The sequence below is a fragment of the Mesorhizobium sp. NZP2077 genome (assembly GCF_013170805.1).
Taxonomy (GTDB): Bacteria; Pseudomonadota; Alphaproteobacteria; order Rhizobiales; family Rhizobiaceae; genus Mesorhizobium.
In genome coordinates, this window is record NZ_CP051293.1 from 2,510,120 (window position 1) to 2,534,679 (window position 24,560).

The window sequence follows — 24,560 nt, forward strand, 5'->3', positions numbered from 1 at the left end:
AGCCAGCGTGAGGCAGCCGGCACCGGCGGCAGCGGTCAGAGCCAGCCGCGGCGGCGGAAATACCAGAAGGGCAGGATCGCCGACAGGATCATCAGGCCGATGGCGAAGGGATAGCCGAGCTGCCATTTGAGCTCCGGGATGATGTCGAAATTCATGCCGTAGATCGAGGCGACCAGCGTCGGCGGCAGGAAAATGACGGCGGCGACCGAGAAGATCTTGATGATGGCGTTCTGCTCGATCGAGATCATGCCGAGCGTGGCGTCGAGCAGGAAAGAGATCTTTTGCGACAGGAAGGTGGCATGGTCGGCGAGCGACAGCACGTCGCGCGACAAGGTCTTGATGCGGGCGCGGACGTCCTTGCTCATCTTGGTCTGGGTGGCGACATGGGCGAGGAAGCCGGCAAGGCGCTGCAGCGAGATCAGGCTGTCGCGCACGGACGAGGCGATGTCCTCCTTGCGGCCGATGGCTTTGAGCAGTTCCTGGAAGTCGCGGTTGCGCTTCGACACCTTGGTAGAGCGTGCCTGGAAAATGTCGCGCGAAATTGCCTCGATGTCGCGGCCGGCGCGCTCGAGGATGTCGGCCAGGCGGTCGACGATCGCCTCCAGCAGGCCGATCAGGATGGTGTCGCCGCTGGTGCAGCCGGTCGCCACCTTCTCGGCGCGCAGTGGGAAGGTCTTGAAGGCCTTGGGTTCATGATAGCGGATGGTGATCAGCCTGTTGCCGGCGAGCGCGAAGGTGACCGGCGACATCAGCGGATCATCGACTTCGGTCTGGGCGGGCAGAGTGGCGGTCATGAAGTAGGCGCCGTCCTCGATATAGAGACGGCTGGAAATCTCAATCTCCTCCATCTCCTCGCGGGTCGGGATGGCGACACCGAGCCAGCTTTCGATGGTGGCGTCCTCGTCCTTGGTCGGGTTGATCAGGTCGGCCCAGACGACCCTGTCGCTATCCGCCAGCAGGTCGTCGACGACGCGCAGGCGATCATTGTCCACGACAAATGCCTTGATCATCGCCAGATCTCCCCTGCCAGATAAGGTTTGTTCAGATTGACGCTGGTGTCGGATTGCGCAGCGCTTCGTAGCATGCGCCGAGCGTGTGCCTGCCGCTTAGACCTGTGGCATGACAAAATCAAGACAAGCCCGGGATGCCGCCGAGCCGGCATCGGCCACTCAGAAAAACTCGTCGAGGAGCCGGTACCAGGAAAGCTTCGCCGGCTCGGCTTCCGTCGGCCCGTAGCGTTTGAAAAACGGCTCTATGCAGGTCTCGCCGATGTTGTAGCGGATACTCCAGCAGGCGAGCGCCAGATCCTAATGGCGATCCGCGACGCCCAGCCGGCCGCAATCGATGAAGCCGCTGAAACGGCCTTCTGCCGCCATGAAATTCGGCAAGCAGGCATCGCCATGGGTGACGACAAGATCCTCGGTCGCCGGCCTGAGCGCCTCAAGCGCGGCGAAGGCCTTCGCGGCGGTCCAGCCCTGCCGTTCTTCATCGAAATTGCTTTCGTCGACCTGGACGGCATCCATGCGGGCCCGCGCCACTGCGATCCGTCGGTCAAGGCGATGGTCGAAGGGACAGGAGCGGACGTCGAGCGCATGCAGTTCGCGCAGCGCACTGGCCATGATGTCGATGACGTCAGCTGGATCAATCGACACCGTTGCAACGTCCGCGCCGGCGACGGCCGACATCTGCAGCCAGTCGTGGCCGGCATGGCTTTCCAGGGCGATCACATCAGGGCAGGCGACGCCTTGTCCGGCAGGCCAGCGCAGCCGCGCGGCTTCATCGGCGAGTTCGGCAAAAGGTCGGCTCAGCTGGCACTTCAGGAACAGGGCCGGTTCACCGTCGGCCACCAGCCGGAACACGCCGGCCTGTGACCGGCCGATGGTCTGGCGGTGCCAGCGATAGCCGGAGAGCAGCCGGCGCAGCTCATGCGGCAGACCGATTCCAGGGAGTGGCTGGATATCGTCGGCCGCCCGTTGCATCACGTGTTGAACTTGAACAGCAGGACGTCGCCGTCCTGGACGACATATTCCTTGCCTTCGTCACGTGCCTTGCCGGCTTCCTTGGCGGCCACTTCGCCACCCAACGTGATGTAGTCGATGTAGGCGATGGTCTGGGCGCGGATGAAGCCGCGTTCGAAATCCGTGTGGATGACGCCGGCGGCCTGCGGGGCCTTGTCGCCCTTGTGGATCGTCCAGGCGCGCGTTTCCTTCGGCCCGGCGGTGAAATAGGTGATGAGATGCAACAGATCGTAGCCGGCGCGGATGACCTTGTTCAGGCCAGGTTCGTCGAGCCCGAGCGAGGACAGGAATTCCATTTCTTCTTCATCGCTGAGCTGGGCGACTTCGGCCTCGATCGCGGCCGAGATCACCACGGTGCCGGCGCCCTGCGCGGTGGCCATCTTTTCCACGGCCTGGGTGTGCTCGTTGCCGGTGGCGGCATCGGCTTCGGCGACGTTGCAGACATAGAGCACGGGATGCGAGGTCAAAAGGTTCAGCCCCTGCAGGATGCGCAAATCTTCGGCCGAAATGCCCTTGAGCAGGATACGGGTCGGCTTGCCGGCCTGCAGCAGCTCGAGTGCGGCCTCCATCATCGGCAGGACGGTGGTGGCTTCCTTGTCCTTGGTCGAGGCCCGCTTGCGGATCTGGACGATGCGGCGCTCGAGGCTGTCGAGGTCGGCGAGCATCAGCTCGGTCTCGACCGTCTCGGCGTCGGCGACTGGGTCGATGCGACCCTCGACATGGGTGATGTCGTCATCTTCGAAGCAGCGCAGCACATGCACGATGGCGTCGACCTCGCGGATGTTGGCGAGGAACTGGTTGCCCAGCCCTTCGCCCTTCGAGGCGCCGCGCACGAGGCCTGCAATGTCGACGAAGGAGATGCGGGTCGGGATGATCTCCTTCGACTTGGCGACCGCGGCGATCTTCTGCAGGCGCGGATCGGGCACCGCGACCTCGCCGGTGTTCGGTTCGATGGTGCAGAACGGATAGTTGGCGGCCTGCGCCGCCGCCGTCCTGGTCAACGCGTTGAAGAGCGTCGACTTGCCGACGTTGGGCAAGCCAACGATGCCGCATTTGAAACCCATTGTGTCGGTCCTATCGGGAAAAGCGAAATTTGATGAGGGCTATGGGCGATAGGGGTGATCAACGTCAAGCCCTGTAAGGCCGCATGCGTGCGCGCTCAGTCCTTGTTGCCGAACAGTTTCTTCAGCATGGCGGCCATCGGGCCGGATTCCGGCAGCTTGGCGGGCGCCTGCTGCGGGCGTGCCTGGCGGATGTGGCTCTGCTGTTTTGGAACCTGCTTCTGCGCCGGCTTTTCCGGCTCGGGCGCGGCCTTGCCCTGGACGGCGAGGGCGGCCTTGTTCATGAAGCCGGATTCGTCGCCCTTGACGATCATGTCGGCGTTGTCGGCGATCGCGTCGAGCAAGGGATCGAGCCATTCGCGGTCGGCCTTGGCGAAGTCGCCGAGTACGTGATGCTGGACCATCTCCTTGACGCCGGGATGGCCGACGCCGATGCGCACGCGGCGATAGGCGTTGCCGACATGGCCGTCGATCGAGCGGATGCCGTTATGGCCGCCGGCGCCGCCGCCGGTCTTGATGCGCAGTTTGCCTTCGGCGAGATCGATCTCGTCATAGAAGACAGTGAGCGCGGAAAGGTCGAGCTTGTAGAAGCGCAACGCTTCGCCGACCGACTGGCCGGACAGGTTCATGAAGGTTTGCGGCTTGATCAGGACGATCTTCTCGCCGCCGAGCGTGCCTTCTGAAATCAGGCCCTGGAATTTCTTCGACCAGGGCGAAAAGGAATGGCGGCGGGCGATTGCGTCCGCCGCCATGAAACCGACATTGTGCCGGTTGCCAGCGTATTTCGCGCCCGGATTGCCGAGGCCTGCAAAGACAAGCATCGTCTACTCCGGGCGGGAAAGAGTTACTTCTCTTCGGCGGCAGGAGCCGCTTCAGGTGCAGCCGCTTCGACCGTCTCTTCCGTCTCCGGCTTCATCGCCGACGAGCCGGCAATGGTCGCGATGGTGAAGTCGCGATCGGAGATGACCGGCTTGACGCCGGCCGGCAGCTTGACCGCCGAGATATGGATCGAGTCGCCGATGTCGGCGCCGGTGAGATCGACGGTGATGAATTCCGGGATCGCATTGGCCGGGCAGTGGAACTCGACTTCGTGACGCACGATGTTGAGCACGCCGCCGCGCTTGATGCCGGGCGACTTGTCCTCATTGATGAAGTGGACAGGCACGTCGACGTTGACTTCGGTGTCCTTGCCGATGCGCAGGAAGTCGACATGGACAGGGAAATCCTTGACCGGGTCGAGCTGGAAGTCCTTCGGCAGGACCTGGATCTTCTTGCCGTCGACATCGATCGTGGCGATCGTGGTCAGGAACCCGCCGCCGTGGATCTTGTAGTAGATGTCCTTGTAGGTGAGCGCGATAGCCAGGGGAGGCTGCTTGTCACCATAGATTACTGCAGGCACTTTACCGTTGCGGCGAACTGCACGGGCGGACCCCTTACCGACCTGTTCGCGTGCTTCGGCCTTGAGCTCGTAAGTGTCGTGGCTCATGGCATTTCCTTTCGGTTTGTTCTGGAGCGTTCGCGGCGGGCAGTGCGCCTGGACCGTAAACGTCGAAAGCCGCCGGGTGAGGCGGCCTTCCGCCGCGTTGCCTCCAAGGGTGTCTACGCGGGTGGCGGCTCTATAGCGGAAGGCGGCCACAGGTGCAAGCGGTTGGGCTGGCCATGCCTGCGGCGGCAACCAGCGATGGCAGGCATCATTGCCACGACATAAGTTTGGACAACCGGTGGCGGAGCTTTTGGGTCAAAGTGCGTTTGGGCCGCGCTCGGTAGCTGACCTGCACGCGCCAGTCCGGAATATCATTCTGGGATTGCGTGCCCGTGGCCCGAGCCTTCCGCGCCAGCCATGTCACGTCGACAGGCGCGCAGCCATTGGCCAGCAACCGGTTGGTGAGCATCTGCTCATTGACAATAGCCCGGGCCTTGCTTTCGAAAAACGGCAGCGTTTCAGGCGTAAGATCGAACCTTGAATGCCAGACTGGCCCGTTGCCGTCTCTGTCGCCGGTGAGCCAACGCAGCAAAAACTGCTGATATCCCTTTGAGATCGGAGCGTCATCACGGAAGGGCCGCCGGGGGTTGCCGCTGAAAATCGGCGCGTTCCAGCTGACGCTTGCCAAAGATCCCAGGCCGCTGAGTTGCCGCGGCTGCATCAGGATGAACGAACTGCGGAGCCAGGCCTGCGAAGGGATTCCGAAAATCGAGATGGCCTCGCCGTGAAAATCAATGCAGCCCAGCGCCCCTTGTAGGTCAAGGAACGACCGCAACAAGCCATCATCCATCAATTTGAGATGGTCGGATGCGGATGCCGCGAAAGCCGAAGTGGCCAAGTGAACCAGATCAAAATGATGAAGTTTGGCGCCGGTATGATTGATACCGCCGTCCCACGCCGAGAACTCCCAATCGTCGTTCGACGCGCCGATCAGTTCGACCCCGCGGTCGAGATCGGAGCCGTGACCGACTGGCAGCGCATTGTCGATCACGAGCACGCGATGCGCAACGTCCGGCATCTGGTCGGCGAACATAGCGCGCAAGTCCTGCCAAGCGGTCGGATACTTGTCGGTCCCGTGACGCGCCATCAGGGTCAAGACACGAAGCGGCTGCAAGTGCATGGCGGATCCAGGCGCGCCGTTTTCCAGCGTCAACGCCTTTTTCCCGTCAAGCGCGCGCGAATCTTTTTCAAGGTCTTTTTGAGCCGGGATGCCGGCTTCGGTCGAACCTTCTGTCCGGCGGCTTGCGCCGACGTTTGGCGGCGGTCGGACCTCAACGGGTCATGAAATGCTTCCATCTCCTTGCGGACGGCGGCGAATATCGCCTCCTCCTCAGGCCCACCGCGGGCCTCCCAGAGCTTCGCCCGTTCGGCAATATCGTAGGTTGCCTCCAATTCCGAGCAGACGGCGGCGAATGCCGCGTCGCCATTAAGGCCATCCTGCGCTTCCCATAGTTTTACACGGTCCACTATGTCGTAGACCGCCCGCAGCAGCGCGGTGGCGACAACATAGTCCGACCGCGACCTGGATTGAGCCAGCCAGTACGCTATGCGCTTGTGCCCGAAGGTCTCCAAAGGGGTGTTGGCGTCGAAGAACGAGACCCTGTCTCGCTCGCTCGTATAGCGATTGGTTTTTTCAATCCATTGATGCGCATCCCGATGCGACAAATTGTGGATGCACACGCCTCCATCATGCGGGACATCGCAGACCTCGCCCGTTATTCGTCCGACCTCTTCATGCAGCTTCGAAACGAATTCGGCAGCGCCGCGGCGAAAGGCGCGCACATTGTAGGACGGCCAGTAATAGGCATCATCGTCGTGGCGACCCATAATGTATTCGCGCTTGGGGAAGCGAAACACGCCAGCCGGGTGGGAGCCGGCATTTTCCCTTATCCAGCGAATGGCTTCGACGCTGAGGCATTCGTCATGATCGAGATAGAGTATGAAGTCGTGTGAACAGGCGTCGAAGGCGACAAACCGCGTCTCGGTGGGCAAGGGCGACCAGGGCACGGAGATGACTTTGTCGGCAAAGCCGGCGGCAGCAGCAGCGGAACCGTCGGTGGATGATTTGTCGACGACAATGAGCTCATCGACGAATCGCAAGGAACGCAAGCAAGTCTTGAGAATTTCTCCACTGTTGTAGGTTATGACGAAGCCGCTTATCTTGGGGCTGTTGACACCCATACATCTCACCTTTGCCGCAGCATTGCTCGCGCCATAGGCTATAGCAGGACAGAGAGCCTATAGGTCAACTCCCACGGATCATCATGTCCGGATTCGTTTTGTGCCAGCCTGCACACTAGAGGGCGAACGAAGGAAGCATTTCGCTCCCATTTGGTGGCAAGTCCGTGCAACGAGTGCTGCGAGTGACTGGACCGCCCTCGCCAAGCCGTCGACGTTGCCATGACGCAAGCTCAATCCGCTTTGGCGCTGCATCCTCCCCACGAAAAGACGGCGCGATTGATTGATGTTGACCTTGGCGCCGCGCGAGCGCAGTTTAAGCCGCGCCGAGGCACCCAAGCTTCAGCTGGTGTCGGCCAGATCCCCATTCAGCGCATCACGCAGCGCCTGGATCTGGCGGTTCAGCGCATCAAGTTGTGCCAGCGTCATGCCCGAGCGCTCGATCAAGGTCTCGTTCAGGCAGTTGCACTGGGTAAGCAGCGCGCGCCCGGCTGATGTCAGGTCGACCTGCACTTGGCGCTCGTCGGTCTGGCTGCGCTGGCGGGTGACCAGACCAGCCTGTTCCATGCGCTTCACCAGCGGTGTGATGGTGCTCGATTCCAAAGCGAGCCTCTGCGCGATCGTGCCGACCGACATGCCGTCGGCCTCGGCAAGTGCGTTGAGCACGAGATATTGCGGATAGGTGATCCCCATCTCGTCCAGCATCGGCTTGTAGGTGCGGTTGATCGCCATCGAGGTGGCGTAGAGCGTGAAGCAGAGCTGATTGTCCAACGGGAGAGGCACGACGCATTCCTTTGCCGATTAAGCACGAAATATGTACCACGAAAAATGATATCGCGATATATATTTTTGTAGACAAGGCCCTCGACCTGCGTTAGCCATATCGATATCGTGATATTGTTTATCGCGAGAGGCAATCAGAGGAGATTGAGATGGCTTCGCAGACAAAGTCCGGCTCCGGCAGCGGCACGATCACCACCAAGGACGGCACGCAGATTTTCTACAAGGACTGGGGAACCGGTCAGCCCATCGTCTTCCATCATGGCTGGCCGTTGAGCAGCGACGACTGGGACGCCCAGATGCTGTTCTTCCTGGCGCAAGGCTACCGCGTCATCGCCCATGACCGGCGCGGCCATGGCCGTTCGACCCAGACGGATATCGGCAACGAGATGGACACTTACGCCGCCGATGTGGCGGAACTTGCCGCGCATCTCGACCTCAAGAACGCCATCCATGTCGGCCATTCGACCGGCGGCGGCGAGGTGGCGCGTTATGTCGCGACGTACGGCTCAGGCGGCCGTGTCGCCAAGGCGGTGCTGATCGGGGCTGTGCCGCCGATCATGCTCAAGACTGCTGCCAATCCCGGCGGCCTGCCGATCGAGGTCTTCGACGGCTTCCGCGCCGCCCAGGCGGCCAACCGCGCCCAGTTCTTCCGCGACGTTCCGGCCGGTCCGTTCTACGGTTTCAATCGTCCGGGCGCCGAGGTTTCGCAGGGCGTCATCGACAATTGGTGGCGCCAGGGCATGATGGGCGGCACCAAGGCGCATTATGATTGCATCAAGGCCTTCTCGGAAACCGACTTCACCGAGGATCTGAAGGCGATCGACGTGCCGGTGCTGGTCATGCATGGCGACGACGACCAGATCGTCCCCATCGCCGATTCGGCGCTGCTGTCGATCAAGTTGCTCAAGAAGGGCGAGCTCAAGGTCTACAAGGGCTTTCCGCACGGCATGGCGACAACCCATGCCGAAATCATCAACGCCGACCTGCTGGCCTTCTTCAAGGCGTAAGGCTTTCCGCTGGACAGACAAAGCACCCGCCATCTGGCGGGTGCTTTCGTATGCGGGTGTCAGGCGATGCTCAGGCCGCCGTCGATCAGCATTTCCGCACCAACCATGAACGGGCATTCGTCCGAGGCCAGAAACACCACGGCGTTGGCTATTTCCTCGGCGGTTCCGAAACGGCCGGCGGGCACCAGGCCGACCACCGCTTTCGCGCGCGCCTTCGCCGCTTCCGGGTCCAGTCCAAGCTTGTCGTTGAGCGGTGTGTCGATCGGGCCCGGGCTGATCACATTGGCGCGAATACCGCGCCCTATCAGTTCGCCCGAGAGCGTTCGCGCCAGCGAGATCATGCCGGCCTTGGCCAGCGCATAGACGTGCGTTCCGGCCATTCCCATATGCGCGTTGACCGAGCCGCTGAGGATGATCGACGACGGGTTCGAAAACAGCGGAACGAGCGCCTTCACCAGGAAGTACGGCCCCTTGAGGTCGATATCGATGCTCCTGTCGAAGGCCGCCTCGGTCCAGTCGCCAAGCGGACGCAGATCGGCGATGCCGGCGTTGAGGAAGAGAGCGTCGAGCTTGCCGAAGGTTTCCCCGATCTGCCGTGCGATGTCGTTTTGGGCCGCTGCGTCTCCGGCATCGGCGGCGATGATGAGCACATCGCCGCCCAAGACATTGCGTGCCTCCTCGAGGCGGCCCGCATTGGTGCCGGTGATGGCGACGCGCGCGCCTTCCTCGATGAAGCGTCGCGCCGTCACCAGGCCGATGCCGCTGGTGCCGCCCGTAATCAGCGCGACCTTGCCTTTGAGTCTGGACATGACGATCGCCTTTCTTGACTCGGAGCGCTTCGTTGGAAGCCCTGCCGTCAGTGACGAGTATTTCCTAACAGGCTTTTTACCCGGCGTGTGACGAAAGAATCGTCGAGGGCGCGGCTGCCGCCACGCCCTCGTGTCAAATCGGAAGATCAGCTGATTTTAGCCGATCGCTGCCTGAGCCTTCCGGGCTTCCTTCATGTTGGGCAGGAACACCGTCAGCAGTCCCAGGAACGGCAGATACGAACAGATCTGGAAGACGAAATCGATGCCCTTCATGTCGGCGACGACGCCGAGCACGGCGGCCGCGATGCCGCCCATGCCGAAGGCGAAGCCGAAGAAGATGCCGGCTATCATGCCGACACGCCCCGGCACCAGTTCCTGCGCGAAGACGACGATGTTGGAGAAGGCCGAAGACAGGATGAGGCCGATAAGCACGGTGAGCACCATCGTCCATTCCAGGTTGGCGTAGGGCAGCGCCAGCGTGAAGGGCAGCACGCCGACGATCGAGAACCAGATCATCGCCTTCTGTCCGTAGCGGTCGCCGAACGGGCCGCCGAGCAGGATGCCCAGTGCCGAGGCGCCGAGGAACAGGAACAGCATGATCTGCGACATCTGCACCGACACGCCGAACTTATGGATGGAATAGAAGGTGTAGTAGCTGGCGAGGCTGGCGATGTAAGCGTTCTTGCTCAGCACCAGGAGGGTCAGCACGATCAATGCGTTCATCACCTTGCGGCGCGGGAAGGGCGAGACGAAGCTAGCCGCCTTGCGGGTGCCTTGCGCGGCGCGCAGCCGGCTGTACCAGCCGCCGACCTGCCACAAGACGACGATGCCGATCAGCGAGCCGACAGCGAACCAGGCGATGCTGGTCTGGCCGAAGGGCACGACGATGAAGGCGGCCAGAAGCGGGCCCATCGACTGGCCGAAATTGCCGCCGACCTGGAACAGCGATTGCGCCAGGCCAAACCGGCCGCCCGAGGCGAAGCGTGCGATGCGCGAGGATTCCGGATGGAAGATCGCCGAGCCGATGCCGATCAGAGAGGCGCCGATCAGCAGCAGATAGTAGTGCCCGGCATAGGCCAGTACGACCAGGCCGATCAGCGATGAGGCCATGCCGTAGGGCAGGGAATAGGGCATCGGTCGCTTGTCGGTGACCATGCCGATTACCGGCTGCAGCAGCGAGGCGGTCACCTGGAAGGTGAAGGTCAACAGGCCGATCTGCCAGAAATCGAGGCCGTAATTCTCTTTCAGCAAGGGATAAATGGCCGATAGCAGCGACTGCATGATGTCGTTGATGCAGTGGCAGAAGCTCACCGCCAGGATGACGGTGAAGGCCGTCGCCTGGGCTGAAGCGTGACTGGCGGGCGCTGGCGGCGCGACGCTGGCGGCTGTCGTATCGGTCAAGGGTGGCTCCGTGGTCTTTTTGGCGGGCATGCCCGCAGGCAATCTGGCGGTGCGGCCGCCTTAGGGACGGTTGCCTTATAGGCTGCTTGCAGCGCGACTTCTTTCGTGGTTTGGTCCAATAGTTTCGCAAGTGGGCCATACAAGATGCCGCATGGCAGGGAAATCTTTCGCGCCGGCAATGCCGATCTCGGTCAATTGCATGAGAGCCGCTGGCAGTGGCTGGAGGAGGTCGCCGGGCCTGCGGTGGCGTTGCCGACCGAATACCCCGATGGCTACCATGTGCCGCAGCACCGCCACAGCCGCAGCCAGTTGCTTCATGCGCTGGTCGGCGTCGTGCTGGTGACGACGCGGCACGGGCGCTGGATGGTGCCGCCAGACCACGCGATGTGGATTCCGGCCGGCACGGAGCATTCCGTCGAGATGCTGGGCGATGTCTCGATGCGATCGGTCTATGTCATGCCGGGCGCGATCCCGGGGCTGCCGGAAGGCTTGCGCGTAGTCGGCGTCACCGAGCTGATGCACAGCCTGATCGTGGAATCGGAGAAACTGCCGCAAGGCGGCGAGTTGGAAGGACGCGGCGGGTTGATCATGAATCTGTTGCTGCATGAGATTCCGACGTTGCCGGAACGTCCGCTCGGGCTGCCGTTCCCGTCCGATCCGAGGCTAGCGATACTGTGTCGTCGCTTTGTCGCGGCACCTTCGCCGCATGCGACGATCGACGAATGGGCTGATGCCGCCGGCATGAGCCGGCGCTCTTTCACCCGCGCCTTCCAGCGCCAGACCGGCCTGTCGCTGTCGACATGGCGCCAGCAGGCCTGCCTGTTCGCGGCGCTGCCCAGGCTCGCCGATGGCGAGCCGATCACCAGGGTGGCGCTTGATCTCGGCTATGACAGCGTGCCGGCCTTCATCACCATGTTCAAGCGCATGCTGGGCTCCTCGCCGCGCGGCTATATGCGCGGCGCGCGCGAAAGCGGCGAAAGCGCGCGGCGGATGACGCCCGATGCCGGAAACAGATTGCCGGCGCCGGGGTCTTAGTCGAACAGGCTCGATACCGATTCCTCGGTCGCCGTGCGCGAGATCGCCTCGCCCATCAGGTCGGCGATCGAGATGACGCGGATGTTGGGCGCATCGAGCACGCCTTGCGTCGGCTGGATAGAATCGGTGATCACCAGTTCCTGCAGCTTCGAGCCGCTGATGCGGGCGACAGCGCCGCCCGACAGCACACCATGGGTGATATAGGCGGTGACGCTGGTGGCGCCGTTGGCCAAGAGCGCATCGGCGGCATTGCACAGCGTGCCGCCGGAATCGACGATGTCGTCGATCAGCAGGCAATCCTTGCCGGCGACGGCGCCGATGATGTTCATCACTTCCGATTCGCCCGGGCGCTCACGGCGCTTGTCGACGATGGCGAGTTGCGCATCGAAGCGCTTGGCCAGCGCGCGTGCGCGCACCACGCCGCCAATATCGGGCGACACCACCACGACATTGCCGAGCTGCTTGTATTTCGCCTTCACGTCGCGGGCCATCACCGGCACCGAGAACAGATTGTCGGTCGGGATATCGAAGAAACCCTGGATCTGGCCGGCATGGAGGTCCAGCGTCAGAACCCGGTCGACGCCGGCGCGGGTGATCATGTTGGCGACCAGCTTGGCCGAGATCGGCGTGCGCCCCGACGCCCGGCGATCCTGCCTGGCGTAACCGAAATATGGAATCACCGCCGTGATGCGCTTGGCCGAGGAGCGCATGAAGGCGTCGATCATGATGAGCAGTTCCATCAAATGATCGTTGGTCGGGAACGAGGTCGACTGCAGGATGAAAACATCCTCGCCGCGCACGTTTTCCTGGATTTCGACGAAGATTTCCTGGTCGGCGAAGCGCCTGACACTGGCCTTGCCCAGCGGGACATTGAGATAACGGGCGACCGCTTCGGCCAGCACCCTGTTGGAATTGCCCGCGAAGAGTTTCATGCACCGTTCCTGGTGGAGGATGGCGAGACCTCACGGACTCGCCTGCGCCCGTTAACCGGGCTTTTAGCGGCCCGCGCCGGTATTGCAAGCGCCGAGATCGGGAATCCGCCGGCTAAACTCAAGAAAGGTTGGTGCCATCGCCGAGAGGCAACACTCGAGCACGCCTTGCTAGCCCGCCTTGCCGCCAAGAAATGCGGCGAACTGGTCGATGGTCTGGTCGGCGATCGCCTGCATGGTGGCCGGCGAGACATCCTTCCAACTGTCGGCGCCCCCGCCATTGCCAACCGAAGGCGCCTTCATCTGGCCGTTGATGCGGTGCAGGCGGTTGCCTGAGGGATCGTAGACGTCCCAGACATAGATGACGGTGGTGTCCTTGCCCTCCGAAATCGCCGAGAAGTAACCCTTCAGCACATGGGTCGCGGTCTGGTCGGCGCTGCCGGCAAGCGTGATTCCACGCTGTTTCGCGCGCGTCTGCAGTTCCGCCGTCAGCGGCGTGGCGGCCTCCACCGAAGCGCCGACGATCGGCGCGATCTGCAGCCGGGTCTTGGCGAGGATAGTGGCGGTCTGGGCAGGCGTGGCCGGTGTGGTGGTGGTTGCGCCGGCCGTGGTGGTGGCGGCCGGGGCGGCGGGCGACGTGACCGTGACCGCGCTGCCCTGAGTGGTCGGCGTTGCCGGCGCTGAGGTCGCCGGCGGGGTGATGGCGGAAGGTTCGAGAACGTCCTTTGCGTTGGTGCAGGAGGCAACAGCCAATGCCACAAGCAATGACACGGTCGTCACATGCGATCGTCTCATTTGCCTTCTAACTCCTTGGCGAAGAACGCCTCCCATTATGGATTCACTGTACGATCAAGTCGAGATCATGGCGGGACAGCGGCTTCGGCTGGGATTCGGTGGTCAGGTAGGTGCGGCCAAGCGTCATTGCCGTCTCGGTCTCGGAATCCATGATGATCATGTGGGCGAACAGCGTCATGTGCGGCGCGACCGGCTCGGGGTTGCCCTGATAGAACATCGGCATGTCCATCCAGGACGGCGTGAAGCGGGCGCCGACGGAATAGCCGCAGGCATTTAGCCGGTGCTTGGTCAGGCCGTGCGCCTCCATGGTGCGGGCGTGGGCGTCGAACACGTCGCCGAATGTATTGCCAGGCGCCATCGCCTTTTCGACGGCGAGAAGGGCGGCCCGCGCGGCGTCGAACAGCTCCTGATGGCGCTTCGACACCTTGCCGGTCAGCACGGTGCGCATCATCGGCGCATGGTAGTGATGGAAGACACCGGCCCATTCGAGCGTCAGCTGGTCGTTCTTGGTCAGCTTGCGGCGGCCGGCCTTGTAACGGCAGAGCAGGGCATCGACGCCGGAGCCGATGATGAACTCGTTGGCGGGATAGTCGCCGCCGCCGGCAAAGACCGCGCCCTGCATGGCGGCGAGGATCAGCGCTTCGTCGCCACCTTGCTTGATCAGCGGCAGCGCCGCGTCCAGTGCATCGTCGGAGAGGTTCGCGGCCTTCTCGGCCTTGGCGATCTCGGCCGGGCTCTTGAACAGGCGCAGGCGGCCGACGATGCCCGAGGCATCAGCGATCTGGCCAAAAGTCTGCAATTGCTCGTCCAGCCGGCGGCCATTGTAGGCGGTCAGGCCGTGGGTGTCGTATTCGACGCCGATGCGGGCGCCAAGCAGGTTGAGATCGTTGAGCAGGTTGCGCAGGTCGACCGCCGGGTTGGCGCCGTTGCGGTCGGTCCACAGCACGATGTTGTCGATGATCGAGGTGTGGCGCGCCTGGCGCAGGTCGGCCGAGCGGGTCAACAGCACCATCGAGCCGTCGGCCTTCACCACCAGGCACTGGAAGAAGCAGAAGCCGAACGTGTCGTAGCCGGTCAGCCAGTACATGCTTTCCTGCGCGAACAGCAGGATGGCGTCGAGCTTCTTCTCGGCCATCTCGATCATCAGCCGGTCGCGCCGCGCGTCAAATTCCGATCGTTCAAAATGCAACGCCATTATTCATTCTCCAAAACGATGGCCGAAACCTGCCGGCCGTAATCGGGCTCCTTGCGGTGCGTGGTGCGCCGGTAGGAGTAAAACAGATCTGCCTCGGCATAGGTGCAGCGGCCGAGGCCCTCGGCGGTCACGCCGGCCCTGATCAGCCGGTCGACCGTGTAGCGGTTGAGATCGAACATGGCGTGGCCTGATGTGGCGGAGGGCGCGAAGTAGCCGATGTTTTCTGCGTCGGCCTCGACGAAGCGGGCGACAAATTCCGGCCCGACCTCGTAACTGTCGGGGCCGATCGAAGGGCCGAGCACGGCGACGATGTTTTCGCGCCGGGCCCCCAGGCCTTCCATGGCGGCAATGGTGTTTTCCAGCACGCCGGTAAAAGCGCCTTTCCAGCCGGCATGCGCCGCGCCGATGATGCGCGCCCCGGCATCGGCGAACAGAACCGGGCCGCAATCGGCGGTCGAGGCGCCGATGGCGATGCCCGGGCGGTCAGTGACGATGGCATCGGCCTTCGGGCGTTCGCCGGCAAAGGGTTCGCTTACGACGACAACGTCAGGGGAGTGGATCTGCCAGGCGGTCAACAGATGGCTCGCCGGCACGCCCATCCAGGCGGCGACACGGGCGCGGTTCTCGGCGACCAGCGCCTTGTCGTCATCCGAGCCGGTGCCGATGTTGAGGCCCTGGTAGATGCCGGTCGAGACGCCGCCTTTGCGGGTGAAATAGCCGTGGCGGATGCCTTGTGCCTGCGCCTTGTCCAGCAGCGGCGACCGAACGGGATCCGGTTTGGTCTGATTCAGCATGCGGGCGTTGTTGTCCGTGTGGGCGGTTTCGTCAAGAAAAAGTCCGGAAGCGAGGCGGCGGGCGGTTCGGCCGCTCTTTTGCCGGACGGGAGATTGGGAGGGGCAGCGGTGAAAAGTCAATCCGCCGTGGCAAAGGGGAGGATGGTCACGCCGCGCGGCAGCACTGCGAGCACCTTGAACAGCTCGCCCATGGCCTGCGGCCCGGCGAGGCGTTCGACATCTTCGGTGATCTTGTCGCGGGCCGCCTGGCCGGCATCGGCGCCAAGCCGGCCGGCGCGTTCGAGAATGCCCATGCCGAGCAGGAAATTGCCCTGCGTCGACAAATGGGCGTCGAGACCATGCGCGCGCACGACTGCGGCAAGGGCGGCGAAATCGACATGCGAGGTGAGGTCGGCTTCGCCGGGATTGGCCAGCACATCTTCGTGATTGTGCCGGCGCAAGGCCTGCAGCGTGTCGCCGACACCCGGCTGCAGATGGCCATAGTCGAGGAACAGGCCGGCGCCGCCATGGCGGGCCATGCGCTCCGCAATGGCCGCCATCAGCGCGGTGCGGGCGGGAGCGATCTCGACGATCGCGCCTTGCGGCGCTTCAGCGGCGTCAACGGGCAGCAGCGTCGGGTCGACCGAGCCGGCGCCGGCAAAGAAACAAAGGGCATTCTCGTCGTCCAGGCTGACCATGCGCTCGCGCCAGCCCGTGCCGGCGCGGACGAACTGTCGGATCGGCACCGCGTCGAACAATTCGTTGCCGATGATGAGCAGCGGCTGATCGGGCAAGGTCTCGATGGTCTCGTGCCAGCCAATCGCGAAAGGTGTCGCGCCAAGCGTCTGCTTTTGGACCTCCGTCAGGCGCGGGCTGGTCTCGATCATGGCGAAGGCAGCACCGTTGGTCAGATCAGGATCGAGTCGGGACAGGGTGCGCAGCATGTCCTTCATCAGCGTGCCGCGGCCCGGGCCGATCTCGGCAATGGTGACCGGCATCGGTTTGCCCGTGGCGAGCCACGCCTGGTAGAGCCAGACGGCGACGAGTTCGCCGAACATCTGGCTGATCTCCGGCGCGGTGACGAAGTCGCCGGCCGCGCCGAACGGCTCGCGCGTGGTGTAGTAGCCGTCCGCGGGGTCGAACAGGCACAGCGCCATATATTCGTTGACGGGAAGGGGGCCAAGCGCCTCGATCAGGTCGACGATGCGGGTCTTCAGCCGCGTCATGTCGCCTGCGGTTGCGCTTGCGTCACCGGCTTGGCTGTGGCCATCGCCCAGATGCCGGCCAGCACCATCGGCATCGACAGGATCATGCCCATGGTCAGCCAGTTGGTACCGAGGAGATAGCCGAGCTGCTGGTCGGGCTCGCGGAAGAACTCGACGAAGATGCGCGACAGGCCATAGCCGCAGATGAAGGCGCCGCCGACGAAGCGCGGCGTCTTCAGCTTGAGGCGCGAATGGGTGAGGATGCGCAGCACGATAAACAGCACGATGCCTTCAAGGAAGGCTTCGTAAAGCTGGCTGGGATGGCGGGTGAACGGCCCGCCATTGGGGAATACCATTCCCCACGGCACATCGGTCGGTCGACCCCAAAGCTCGGAATTGATGAAGTTGGCCGCGCGCACCAGGCCGAGCCCAACCGGCACGCCGGCAGCCACGACATCGAACAACGACCAGGTGCGGATCCCGCGTTTGATGGAAAACAGCGTCATGGCGAGGATGACGCCGAGCAAGCCGCCATGGAACGACATGCCGCCCTGCCAGACGGCGAATATGTCGAGCGGATGCGCGATGTAGCGCGCCAAATCGTAAAACAGCACGTAGCCGGTGCGGCCGCCGAGCACCACGCCGATCGCCGCCCAGACGATGAAATCGTCGAGATCCTCCGGCTTCATCGGCAGGACGCCGTCGGGCCACAGTTTCGGGTTGGCGGCGAGACGCTTGGCGTACCACCAGGCAAACAGGATGCCGACGATATAGCCGATGCCGTACCAGTGCACCGCCAGCGGCCCGATCTGGATGAGGATCGGGTTGATCTGGGGAAAGGGCAGCGAGGCCAGCGGCAGCAGGAAATATTCGTTCAACGGGGAGCTCTCGGTTGCGGTCGCGTTCGGGCGCGGACCATGCGGCAGGGTTTTGGCAGGGTCAAGGCGAGCTGGTCGCCGTCAAGTGTCGCGATGGATCACCATTGCGAGCCATCGCGCCGTGGGTGGTGAACTCAACCCTTGGCGGCCACCAATTGCCGCAATGCGTCGTTGATCCTGTCCTGCCAGCCGGGGCCGTCCTCCTGGAAATGGTCGAGCACGGCCCGGTCGATCCGGATTGAGACAAGTTCCCGGACATTCGGGGCGCTCGAGGCTTCGCGAATGGGGGCTGCCGGTTTCTTGACCGGCTTGAAGGCCGCTTCGGCGGCTGCGAACGGATTTGTCGGTCGGCGCGGGGGCGTTGCCATTTGGTTACCCTGACTGGAGACGACTCATGATTGGCGTAAGTCGCGAGGAAAGCGCCATGATAGGCGACTTGGCGCCATCCCGTACAGAAGGCAGCCGTTCGAAAGTCCCGCAGGCGCGGGGTGCCTACTTCGGCGATTTCACTGCCAATGCCTTGTACTTGCCTTCCAGCCGGGCAAACACATCCTCGGCTGGTTCTACCCGCTCTGCGTCGGCTTCCCTGATGCCTTGGGCAAGCGCCGCGTCGAGTGCGGCAAGGCGCCGGTCCAAATCCGTGTTGATGGCCACAGAAGACTCCCGTCGAAATGCTCTCAATCTTTTGGTACCAGTTATTGGCTGTCAGCTTAGGGCAAATCGCATCCGACTTGATGACGCACCAGCCCTCAACGTTCTTGCATTCCGCGCCCAGCACCACTACGTCATTTCGAGCAAGCGAGGATTTGCCATGTCGACAGGACCGAACCGCATTCTCGATGAATTCGCCAAGCTGATGACCGATGCCGCGGGTGCCGCGCAAGGTGTGCGCCGTGAGGTGGAGACCGCCGTCAAGGGGCAGGCGGAGCGCATCCTCAATTCGATGGACGTGGTGCAGCGCGAGGAATTCGAGGCCGCGCGCGAGATGGCCGCCAAGGCTCGGGAAGAGAATACTAGGCTTGCCGCCCGTATCGAGGCGCTCGAAGCGAAGCTCGCCGAACTCGCTGGTGATGCCGCACCAGCGGCGGCGGCGAAGCCCCGCGCAAAAAAATAATCGTTAAACTTTTCCACATAGTGCGATCCTGAAAATCGCTTTGCCGTGAATCGCTTAACGGCATTGCATGAATCTTTGTGACAGCGCCTTTCCACATGCGAATGCCGCAGTGCGAAAAATTGGGCTGTTCACGCGACTCCCGATCAATAGACTGAATTTGTTGCATGATTCGGAGCAGGGTCATGCGGCCGGGCGGTGGGGTCCGGTCTGGGGTCTTTGCGTCGAGAAGTCGTCTTTAGCGCGAAGAAAGTCCTGGCCGTCCGAGTTCTAGATCAGATTGTTCGTCGTGTGTGCCCCGCGGAGCGTGCGGCGCTCCCCCTGAACACAGGAAGCATTCCATGGAACTTCTCGAACTCGAATACTCCCGCGAAATCCATCCGGTGGATGTTATCGAGCAGGTGGCCCACAACAATGACTGGTCCTTCGAACGGGCCGGCGACGATGAAATCTCGATCTCGGTCGCCGGCAGCTGGACCGACTATCACGTCTCCTTCTCCTGGATGGAGGATTTCGAGGCGCTGCACCTAGCCTGCGCCTTCGACATCAAGGTGCCGGAGACTCGCGCGCTGGAAGTGATGCGGCTGTTGTCGCTGATCAACGAGCAGATGCTGTTCGGCCATTTCGACCTCTGGGAGCAGGAAGGCGCGATCATGTTCCGCCAGTCGCTGCTTTTGGCCGGCGGGGTCGAGCCGTCGAGCCAGCAGGTCGAGGTGCTCTTGTCCTCGGCGCTGGAAGCCTGCGAATGCTATTTCCAGGCCTTTCAATTCGTCGTCTGGTCGGGAACCTCGGCCAAGGATGCGCTCGCCGGTGTGCTGTTCGAGACCTACGGCAACGCCTGAGCGGTACGCGAATGAGTGCAAGCAAAGAGCGTAAGCCAGAGATCAGTTTTGCCGATTTCGATCGTGTCGACATCCGCGCTGGCACGATCGTCGAGGCCGAACCGTTTCCGGAAGCGCGCAAGCCTGCCTTCAAGCTGAAGATCGATTTCGGACCTGACATCGGGGTGAAGAAGTCGTCGGCGCAGATCACCAAATACTATACGCCCGAAACGTTGGTCGGCCGGCAGGTGTTCGCTGTGGTCAATTTTCCGCCGCGCCAGATCGGGCCGTTCATGTCCGAAGTGCTGACGCTGGGCTTTCCCGACGAGGAGGGCGCCGTGGTGCTCGGCGCAATAGAGCGCAAGGTGCCAGACGGCGGCAGATTGTTTTAGCGCTTAAGTGAGCCCAATTGGCTTGGATGATGCTAGTTTCCCATATGTCTCTGCGACCCATCGATCTTTCGGATAGGTTCGGGAGAGATGATAAAGGTTTTGCTCATCCGTGTAGCCCAGAAGCTTGCCTTCCAGCCATTCCAATTGAGAGCACCAAGCCCCGCGACCCATTAGATCGAGCAGAAGCAAAAAGGCCTCCACCCGCCATTCTTCACCCCGGCGGGAATAAAAGTAATAGTCGATGTCCAGTGGGGAGCCATCCGGGAGGCGCCTAGTGAAGGAGCGGATATGCTCCGACACTGTTCCATTGGCGACATAGGTCGCGAAATCCTGGTTGGCCAGCGCATCGGATTTTTCAAAGCCATCCACGCGCTCATGGGCAAAGACGGCAAACGGCTTGGATCCGGCGAGCATCATCTCCAATTCGCGGTTGGTGTGCACGAGATACGGATAAGGCTCGTTTGCCATCCATTCCAATTTCCGTTCGCAGGGACCTGATCATAGCCAGAATACAATGGGGAATGCGAGTAGCGCTGTGCGCAGAGGATTCCTGAACCAGGAATCAGTCAGGCGGCCAGCTTGCGCGTCCTGCCGAGGGCCTCCTCGACACAGTCGAGGAACATTTCCGCACAGGCCTTCCAGCTGTAGCGCATGGCGCGTTCCCTGGCCTCAGCGCGGTCGACCTTGAGGGCGGCAAGTGACGCCTCGCGCAGATCGTTGGAGACCGCGCCGCCAAAGCCATCACCGACAATGTCGATCGGCCCGGTCACCGGATAGGCGGCGACCGGCGTGCCGCTGGCCAGCGCCTCGATGATGACGTTGCCGAACGTGTCCGTGCGGCTGGGGAAGACAAAGACATCTGCCGAGGCGTAAATCTCGGCCAGTTCGTCGTTCGGGCGGTGACCGAGGAAATGCGCCTTTGGGTATTTCGCTTTCAGTTTGGCAAGTTCAGGTCCTTCGCCGACGATCACCTTGCTGCCGGGCAGGTCGAGGTCGAGGAAGGCGGAGAGGTTCTTTTCTATGGCGACGCGGCCGACGCAGAGGAAGACCGGGCCGGGGAACCCGAGATCCTTGCGCTTGTCCGGCCGGAAATGGTCGATGTCGACACCACGCGTCCACGGCCGCAGCTTGTTGAAGCCGCGCGCCGCGAGGTCGTCGGCAAGCGACTGGGTGGCGACCAGCGTGCCCTGGCCGGAATTGTGGAAATCGCGCAGCCAGCGATAGGCCCAGCTTTCCGGCACCGGCAGGCGAGCACTGAGATATTCGGGGAAGCGTGTGTGGTAGCTGGTGGTGAACGGCCGGCCGGCATTGCGGCAATAGCGCCGCGCCATGATGCCGAGCGGGCCTTCGGTGACGATGTGGACGTGGTCGGTCTTGTAGGCATCGATCAGGCGCGCGACATGGCCAGGCGTGGTCAGCGCCAGGCGGATGTCGGGATAGGTCGGCAGGGGCAGTGTGCGAAAGATGTTGGGCGTCAGGAAATCCACCGCCACGTCGAAGGATTTCAGCGTTTCGGTGAGCCGCTCCAGCGTGTGGACGACGCCGTTGACTTGCGGGCGCCAGGCGTCGGTGACCATCAATATGCGCATGGCGGCCCTTTGCTTGAAAGGTCGACGGTTGCCTTGAGACGATGCCGGAACGGCGACCAGCCGGCTGCCCTCGCTTCGCTCCAGCGTACCCGGGTGGGCACGAGGTCGAAGTGGGGCGGCAAGATCGAATCGACTGTAGTCGCGCGTTTCATGCGCGCTCTTCACCATGATTTCATGACGAGCGGATGAAGCTGGATACTTGGCTTGGTATTTGGGCTTGATACTTGGGCTTTGATACTTGGGCTCGCCTAGGCCGGAACCTTGATCACCGCGCGCAGGCCGCCGAGCGGGCTGTCGTCGAGGGTGATGTCGCCGCCATGGCTGCGGGCGATGTCGCGGGCGATCGACAGGCCGAGCCCGGTGCCGCTGGCATCGAGGTTGCGGGCCTCGTCGAGCCGCACGAAGGGCTTGAACACGTCCTCGCGTCTGTCGGCCGGAATGCCGGGACCGTCGTCGTCGACGGTGACCACAAGCGAGCCACGGCCGTGGTTGGCGCTGACCTCCACCGTCTTGGCGTAGCGGAAGGCGTTGCCGATGACGTTGGACAACAGCCGGGCGAAGGCGTTCGGCCTGACATGCACGGTCGGATCGCCGGAAAGCGTCGTCGACAGCTTGCATTTGCGCAAGGCGGCTTCGTCGCCGAGCTTCTGGAAATAGGCATCGAGATCGAAACGTCCCGGGTCCTCCGAGGCTTCGCCGCGGGCAAAGGCGAGATAGCCTTCCAGCATCGACTGCATGTCGTCGATATCCTGGTTAAGCGCCGCCTTGGTCTCGGCCTTGCCGCCGGCCAGCGCCAGCTGCAGCTTGAAGCGGGTGAGGATGGTTCTCAGATCATGGCTGACGCCGGTCAGCATGGCGGTGCGCTGGTCGATCTGGCGCTCGATGCGCTCGCGCATCTGGATGAAGGCGAAGCCGGCCCGGCGCACCTCCTCGGCGCCGCGCGGGCGAAAATCGCGCGGCATCGGCCGGCCCTTGCCAAAGCTTTCGGCGGCTTCGGCGAGCGTCAGGATCGGCCGGATCTGGTTGCGCAGGAAGGGGATGGCGATCATCAGCAGCACCAGCGAGGTGCCGACCATCCAGATCAGGAAAATGTGGGTGTTGGAGGCATAGGCCTGGCTGCGGCGCACGAAGACGCGCAGCACCTTGTTCTCGAGCTGGACGCGCACCTCGACGATGTTGGAATTGCCGACCGTGTCGATCCAGAACGGCCGGTTGATCTGGCGGGTGATCTCGGACGAAAGAACGTCGTCGAGGATCGAGAAGAACGGTTTTGGACCGGGCGGCGGCAAAGGATCCGGCGGCAGCAGATCGACCTTCAGCTGCATGCGGTCTTGCGCGATGCGGATGATGTTGGCGTAGTCGGCGTCGTGCGGGTAGGTCTCGATCAGATCGATGATGGCGGCGATGTCGCGCACGGTGGCCTGTGACAGGCGCTGCGTCACCGTTGCCCAATGTCGTTCCATGAAGACGAAGGCGACGACCGATTGCAGCAGGATCATCGGCGCGATGACGATGATCAGCGAGCGCGCATAAAGGCGCTTGGGCATGTAAAGCGACACAAGGCGCCAGAACCGGTTCCAGATGCGCGGCACCGCCTTGAGCGTTCGCGTGGCGCGTGCGCTCAAGCCGTCAGGTCCCGGCCCTTCCAGTTCCGTCGTCGCCATTGGCTCTTTTCATTTCGTCCGCGGCCAATCGGGCCACGGCCGGTATTCTATTCCACGCTGAGCCGATACCCAATACCGCGCACGGTCTGCAGCCAGACCGGGTTGGACGGGTCGCGCTCGATCTTGCGGCGCAGCCGGTTGATCTGGACGTCGATGGTGCGCTCGCCGACCTCGGAATCGTCGCCGACCAGCTCGTGGCGCGGGATGGTCTCGCCGGCGCGTGCGGCGAAGATCGCCAGGATCTCCTGCTCGCGGTCGGTCAGCTTCAGCGCCTCGCCGCCGCGCTTCAATTCGCGCCTGGCGATCTGGAAGGTGTAGGGGCCGAAGACCAGCTGCTCGACCTTGGGCGTCGTCGCCGGGCCGCCGCGGCGCAGGATGTTGTTGATGCGCAGGATCAGCTCGCGGGGGTCGAAGGGCTTGGGCAGATAGTCGTCGGCGCCGGCCTCGAGCCCGGAGATGCGGCTGTCGGTTTCCGACAGCGCCGTCAGCATCAGGATCGGCACGTTCTTTTCGGCCCGCAGCGATTTGGTCAGGTCGACGCCGGTTTCGCCCGGCATCATCACGTCGAGCACAAGCAGGTCGAAATCGAGGCCGGCAAGCTTGCGCCTGGCTTCGCCGGCATTGCCGGCGACGGTGACGCGAAAGCCGTTCTCGGTCAGATACTGCTTGAGAAGATTGCGGATGCGGGTGTCGTCGTCGACCACAAGCAGATGCGGCGCATCGTCGTCCGGTGCGACCGTCTGATCGACCCTCTCAGTGCTCTCCATGGCTTTTCCCTGACATTTTTGCGGACCCAACGTCAATCTGCGCTCTCAGTTCCGGATTGACCATCGCTTCGAGGAAGCGCTCCACCAAGGTCCGTTCGGTGGCGCCGGAATCTTCCAATGCAGCACGGATGCGGCGCGACTGTGGCCGCGCCAGGGCCAGCGCCAGCGCACGGCCCTTCGCCGTCGGATAGAGTTCGCGCTGGCGGCGGTCGCGCGGGCCTTGCAATTGCACGACATGGTCGGTGTCGATCAGTTGCTTGAGCACGCGCGCCAGGCTCTGCTTGGTGATCTTCAGCACGTCGAGCAGTTCGGCGACCGTCAGGCCCGGCCGGCGGTTGACGAAATGCAGCACCCGGTGGTGGGCGCGGCCGAAGCCATAGTCGGCCAGGATCTGATCGGGATCGGAGGTGAAGTCGCGATAGGCGAAGAAGAACAGTTCGATGATGGCGAAGTCGATGCCGTCCTCGTCCGTGATCGCGGTCCTGATCGGTTTTCCGGCGGCTGCGCTTCGATCCGTCATCATATCTCCAAAGGAACGGGAGATTATGTCAGTACTATTGACGTAATTTCCCTGCAATGGTAATTTTTGACAAGCTTTTGGGCCGATTGCGAACGAAAAGGCAAGGCAGGCCGGTTTTTCCGGAACTTCCTGAGTTTGCCAGAGCG

General features: G+C 62.8%; 27 protein-coding genes and 1 pseudogene. 5 read left to right on the forward strand and 23 right to left on the reverse strand.

Features of this window, described 5'->3' with window-relative positions; translation table 11 throughout:
• Positions 1 to 35: 35 nt before the first annotated feature.
• The 8 genes and pseudogenes from corA to HGP13_RS12285 all read right to left on the reverse strand — a co-directional run bounded on the left by corA (position 36) and on the right by HGP13_RS12285 (position 7,523).
• Complete coding sequence (gene corA / locus HGP13_RS12250) at positions 36 to 1,010, reverse strand: magnesium/cobalt transporter CorA (protein WP_172225310.1); 975 nt, start codon at positions 1,008 to 1,010, stop codon at positions 36 to 38.
• 159 nt (positions 1,011 to 1,169) lie between these two features.
• A pseudogene (locus tag HGP13_RS12255) lies at positions 1,170 to 1,979 on the reverse strand (APH(3') family aminoglycoside O-phosphotransferase).
• Positions 1,979 to 3,082 (reverse strand): redox-regulated ATPase YchF, encoded by a 1,104-nt coding sequence (gene ychF, locus HGP13_RS12260; protein WP_172225313.1) that lies wholly within the window; start codon positions 3,080 to 3,082, stop codon positions 1,979 to 1,981. Before ychF ends, HGP13_RS12255 begins: the two are co-directional and overlap by 1 nt.
• Before the next feature lie 95 nt (positions 3,083 to 3,177).
• Positions 3,178 to 3,900 carry an aminoacyl-tRNA hydrolase gene (gene pth, locus HGP13_RS12265; RefSeq protein WP_172225315.1) on the reverse strand — a complete coding sequence of 241 codons (723 nt, stop codon included), beginning with the start codon at positions 3,898 to 3,900 and terminating at the stop codon, positions 3,178 to 3,180.
• 23 nt (positions 3,901 to 3,923) lie between these two features.
• Positions 3,924 to 4,565: a 50S ribosomal protein L25/general stress protein Ctc gene (locus HGP13_RS12270; protein ID WP_172225317.1), complete on the reverse strand. Its 642-nt coding sequence runs from the start codon at positions 4,563 to 4,565 to the stop codon at positions 3,924 to 3,926.
• A gap of 205 nt (positions 4,566 to 4,770) precedes the next feature.
• Complete coding sequence (locus tag HGP13_RS12275) at positions 4,771 to 5,715, reverse strand: hypothetical protein (RefSeq protein ID WP_246707340.1); 945 nt, start codon at positions 5,713 to 5,715, stop codon at positions 4,771 to 4,773.
• On the reverse strand, positions 5,712 to 6,743 hold the full coding sequence (locus HGP13_RS12280) for a glycosyltransferase (RefSeq protein ID WP_172225319.1): 1,032 nt from the start codon (positions 6,741 to 6,743) through the stop codon (positions 5,712 to 5,714). The genes HGP13_RS12275 and HGP13_RS12280 overlap by 4 nt, the downstream gene beginning before the upstream one ends.
• 339 nt (positions 6,744 to 7,082) lie before the next feature.
• Complete coding sequence (locus tag HGP13_RS12285) at positions 7,083 to 7,523, reverse strand: MarR family transcriptional regulator (protein WP_172225321.1); 441 nt, start codon at positions 7,521 to 7,523, stop codon at positions 7,083 to 7,085.
• A gap of 149 nt (positions 7,524 to 7,672) precedes the next feature.
• Between HGP13_RS12285 and HGP13_RS12290 the strand changes: the two genes are divergently transcribed.
• On the forward strand, positions 7,673 to 8,530 hold the full coding sequence (locus HGP13_RS12290) for an alpha/beta hydrolase (protein ID WP_172225323.1): 858 nt from the start codon (positions 7,673 to 7,675) through the stop codon (positions 8,528 to 8,530).
• Positions 8,531 to 8,589: 59 nt separating this feature from the next.
• On the opposite strand, the gene HGP13_RS12295 is transcribed toward HGP13_RS12290, so the two are convergent.
• Positions 8,590 to 9,339: an SDR family oxidoreductase gene (locus tag HGP13_RS12295; RefSeq protein ID WP_172225325.1), complete on the reverse strand. Its 750-nt coding sequence runs from the start codon at positions 9,337 to 9,339 to the stop codon at positions 8,590 to 8,592.
• A 156-nt stretch (positions 9,340 to 9,495) separates the two neighbouring features.
• A complete protein-coding gene (locus HGP13_RS12300) occupies positions 9,496 to 10,770 on the reverse strand; it encodes an MFS transporter (protein WP_172225327.1) in 1,275 nt (424 codons plus the stop codon).
• 114 nt (positions 10,771 to 10,884) lie between these two features.
• Between HGP13_RS12300 and HGP13_RS12305 the strand changes: the two genes are divergently transcribed.
• Positions 10,885 to 11,775: a helix-turn-helix transcriptional regulator gene (locus HGP13_RS12305; RefSeq protein WP_172225329.1), complete on the forward strand. Its 891-nt coding sequence runs from the start codon at positions 10,885 to 10,887 to the stop codon at positions 11,773 to 11,775.
• Here HGP13_RS12305 and HGP13_RS12310 read toward each other — a convergent pair.
• From HGP13_RS12310 to HGP13_RS12345, 8 genes are all read right to left on the reverse strand, one after another.
• A complete protein-coding gene (locus HGP13_RS12310) occupies positions 11,772 to 12,707 on the reverse strand; it encodes a ribose-phosphate pyrophosphokinase (protein ID WP_015316090.1) in 936 nt (311 codons plus the stop codon). The genes HGP13_RS12305 and HGP13_RS12310 overlap by 4 nt on opposite strands.
• A 168-nt stretch (positions 12,708 to 12,875) precedes the next feature.
• Entirely contained in the window at positions 12,876 to 13,499 is a 624-nt protein-coding gene (locus HGP13_RS12315; RefSeq protein WP_172225331.1) for a hypothetical protein, read from the reverse strand.
• Positions 13,500 to 13,542: 43 nt separating this feature from the next.
• The gene (locus HGP13_RS12320; protein WP_172225334.1) at positions 13,543 to 14,694 is read right to left on the reverse strand and encodes a Xaa-Pro peptidase family protein; all 1,152 of its coding nucleotides are present in this window, start codon (positions 14,692 to 14,694) and stop codon (positions 13,543 to 13,545) included.
• A complete protein-coding gene (gene pgeF / locus HGP13_RS12325; protein ID WP_172225337.1) occupies positions 14,694 to 15,488 on the reverse strand; it encodes a peptidoglycan editing factor PgeF in 795 nt (264 codons plus the stop codon). The genes HGP13_RS12320 and pgeF overlap by 1 nt, the downstream gene beginning before the upstream one ends.
• Before the next feature lie 116 nt (positions 15,489 to 15,604).
• A complete protein-coding gene (locus HGP13_RS12330) occupies positions 15,605 to 16,693 on the reverse strand; it encodes a class I SAM-dependent methyltransferase (protein WP_172225340.1) in 1,089 nt (362 codons plus the stop codon).
• A complete protein-coding gene (lgt, locus tag HGP13_RS12335; RefSeq protein WP_172225343.1) occupies positions 16,690 to 17,550 on the reverse strand; it encodes a prolipoprotein diacylglyceryl transferase in 861 nt (286 codons plus the stop codon). The genes HGP13_RS12330 and lgt overlap by 4 nt, the downstream gene beginning before the upstream one ends.
• A 134-nt stretch (positions 17,551 to 17,684) precedes the next feature.
• Positions 17,685 to 17,918 carry a BrnA antitoxin family protein gene (locus tag HGP13_RS12340; RefSeq protein WP_172225346.1) on the reverse strand — a complete coding sequence of 78 codons (234 nt, stop codon included), beginning with the start codon at positions 17,916 to 17,918 and terminating at the stop codon, positions 17,685 to 17,687.
• Positions 17,919 to 18,042: 124 nt separating this feature from the next.
• The gene (locus tag HGP13_RS12345; protein ID WP_172225349.1) at positions 18,043 to 18,204 is read right to left on the reverse strand and encodes a hypothetical protein; all 162 of its coding nucleotides are present in this window, start codon (positions 18,202 to 18,204) and stop codon (positions 18,043 to 18,045) included.
• Between the two features lie 157 nt (positions 18,205 to 18,361).
• Between HGP13_RS12345 and HGP13_RS12350 the strand changes: the two genes are divergently transcribed.
• The 3 genes from HGP13_RS12350 to HGP13_RS12360 all read left to right on the forward strand — a co-directional run bounded on the left by HGP13_RS12350 (position 18,362) and on the right by HGP13_RS12360 (position 19,874).
• Entirely contained in the window at positions 18,362 to 18,664 is a 303-nt protein-coding gene (locus tag HGP13_RS12350) for an accessory factor UbiK family protein (protein ID WP_172225352.1), read from the forward strand.
• 338 nt (positions 18,665 to 19,002) lie between these two features.
• On the forward strand, positions 19,003 to 19,503 hold the full coding sequence (locus HGP13_RS12355) for a YbjN domain-containing protein (protein WP_027030631.1): 501 nt from the start codon (positions 19,003 to 19,005) through the stop codon (positions 19,501 to 19,503).
• 11 nt (positions 19,504 to 19,514) lie between these two features.
• The gene (locus tag HGP13_RS12360; protein WP_172225355.1) at positions 19,515 to 19,874 is read left to right on the forward strand and encodes a tRNA-binding protein; all 360 of its coding nucleotides are present in this window, start codon (positions 19,515 to 19,517) and stop codon (positions 19,872 to 19,874) included.
• A 3-nt stretch (positions 19,875 to 19,877) separates the two neighbouring features.
• Here HGP13_RS12360 and HGP13_RS12365 read toward each other — a convergent pair whose 3' ends face one another.
• The 5 genes from HGP13_RS12365 to HGP13_RS12385 all read right to left on the reverse strand — a co-directional run bounded on the left by HGP13_RS12365 (position 19,878) and on the right by HGP13_RS12385 (position 24,414).
• Positions 19,878 to 20,342, reverse strand: a complete 465-nt coding sequence (locus tag HGP13_RS12365; protein WP_172225358.1) for a hypothetical protein — start codon at positions 20,340 to 20,342, stop codon at positions 19,878 to 19,880.
• A 98-nt stretch (positions 20,343 to 20,440) separates the two neighbouring features.
• Entirely contained in the window at positions 20,441 to 21,463 is a 1,023-nt protein-coding gene (locus HGP13_RS12370) for a glycosyltransferase family 1 protein (RefSeq protein ID WP_172225361.1), read from the reverse strand.
• A gap of 248 nt (positions 21,464 to 21,711) precedes the next feature.
• Complete coding sequence (locus HGP13_RS12375) at positions 21,712 to 23,127, reverse strand: ATP-binding protein (protein ID WP_172225364.1); 1,416 nt, start codon at positions 23,125 to 23,127, stop codon at positions 21,712 to 21,714.
• Between the two features lie 47 nt (positions 23,128 to 23,174).
• The gene (locus tag HGP13_RS12380) at positions 23,175 to 23,894 is read right to left on the reverse strand and encodes a response regulator transcription factor (RefSeq protein WP_172225367.1); all 720 of its coding nucleotides are present in this window, start codon (positions 23,892 to 23,894) and stop codon (positions 23,175 to 23,177) included.
• On the reverse strand, positions 23,881 to 24,414 hold the full coding sequence (locus HGP13_RS12385; RefSeq protein ID WP_027044075.1) for a MarR family transcriptional regulator: 534 nt from the start codon (positions 24,412 to 24,414) through the stop codon (positions 23,881 to 23,883). Before HGP13_RS12385 ends, HGP13_RS12380 begins: the two co-directional genes overlap by 14 nt.
• Positions 24,415 to 24,560 lie beyond the last annotated feature (146 nt).

Excerpts from the sequence above, each read along its gene's own strand:
- HGP13_RS12280 (WP_172225319.1), bottom strand. The coding sequence starts at position 6,743 with ATGGGTGTCAACAGCCCCAAGATAAGCGGCTTCGTCATAACCTACAAC.
- HGP13_RS12350 (WP_172225352.1), top strand. The coding sequence starts at position 18,362 with ATGTCGACAGGACCGAACCGCATTCTCGATGAATTCGCCAAGCTGATG.
- HGP13_RS12355 (WP_027030631.1), top strand. The coding sequence starts at position 19,003 with ATGGAACTTCTCGAACTCGAATACTCCCGCGAAATCCATCCGGTGGAT.
- HGP13_RS12320 (WP_172225334.1), bottom strand. The coding sequence starts at position 14,694 with ATGGCGTTGCATTTTGAACGATCGGAATTTGACGCGCGGCGCGACCGG.
- ychF (WP_172225313.1), bottom strand. The coding sequence starts at position 3,082 with ATGGGTTTCAAATGCGGCATCGTTGGCTTGCCCAACGTCGGCAAGTCG.
- pgeF (WP_172225337.1), bottom strand. The coding sequence starts at position 15,488 with ATGCTGAATCAGACCAAACCGGATCCCGTTCGGTCGCCGCTGCTGGAC.
- pth (WP_172225315.1), bottom strand. The coding sequence starts at position 3,900 with ATGCTTGTCTTTGCAGGCCTCGGCAATCCGGGCGCGAAATACGCTGGC.
- HGP13_RS12375 (WP_172225364.1), bottom strand. The coding sequence starts at position 23,127 with ATGGCGACGACGGAACTGGAAGGGCCGGGACCTGACGGCTTGAGCGCA.
- HGP13_RS12370 (WP_172225361.1), bottom strand. The coding sequence starts at position 21,463 with ATGCGCATATTGATGGTCACCGACGCCTGGCGCCCGCAAGTCAACGGC.
- HGP13_RS12385 (WP_027044075.1), bottom strand. The coding sequence starts at position 24,414 with ATGACGGATCGAAGCGCAGCCGCCGGAAAACCGATCAGGACCGCGATC.
- corA (WP_172225310.1), bottom strand. The coding sequence starts at position 1,010 with ATGATCAAGGCATTTGTCGTGGACAATGATCGCCTGCGCGTCGTCGAC.
- HGP13_RS12295 (WP_172225325.1), bottom strand. The coding sequence starts at position 9,339 with ATGTCCAGACTCAAAGGCAAGGTCGCGCTGATTACGGGCGGCACCAGC.
- HGP13_RS12365 (WP_172225358.1), bottom strand. The coding sequence starts at position 20,342 with ATGGCAAACGAGCCTTATCCGTATCTCGTGCACACCAACCGCGAATTG.
- HGP13_RS12380 (WP_172225367.1), bottom strand. The coding sequence starts at position 23,894 with ATGGAGAGCACTGAGAGGGTCGATCAGACGGTCGCACCGGACGACGAT.
- HGP13_RS12300 (WP_172225327.1), bottom strand. The coding sequence starts at position 10,770 with ATGCCCGCCAAAAAGACCACGGAGCCACCCTTGACCGATACGACAGCC.
- HGP13_RS12340 (WP_172225346.1), bottom strand. The coding sequence starts at position 17,918 with ATGGCAACGCCCCCGCGCCGACCGACAAATCCGTTCGCAGCCGCCGAA.
- HGP13_RS12310 (WP_015316090.1), bottom strand. The coding sequence starts at position 12,707 with ATGAAACTCTTCGCGGGCAATTCCAACAGGGTGCTGGCCGAAGCGGTC.
- HGP13_RS12315 (WP_172225331.1), bottom strand. The coding sequence starts at position 13,499 with ATGAGACGATCGCATGTGACGACCGTGTCATTGCTTGTGGCATTGGCT.
- HGP13_RS12330 (WP_172225340.1), bottom strand. The coding sequence starts at position 16,693 with ATGACGCGGCTGAAGACCCGCATCGTCGACCTGATCGAGGCGCTTGGC.
- HGP13_RS12305 (WP_172225329.1), top strand. The coding sequence starts at position 10,885 with ATGCCGCATGGCAGGGAAATCTTTCGCGCCGGCAATGCCGATCTCGGT.
- HGP13_RS12290 (WP_172225323.1), top strand. The coding sequence starts at position 7,673 with ATGGCTTCGCAGACAAAGTCCGGCTCCGGCAGCGGCACGATCACCACC.
- HGP13_RS12270 (WP_172225317.1), bottom strand. The coding sequence starts at position 4,565 with ATGAGCCACGACACTTACGAGCTCAAGGCCGAAGCACGCGAACAGGTC.
- HGP13_RS12360 (WP_172225355.1), top strand. The coding sequence starts at position 19,515 with ATGAGTGCAAGCAAAGAGCGTAAGCCAGAGATCAGTTTTGCCGATTTC.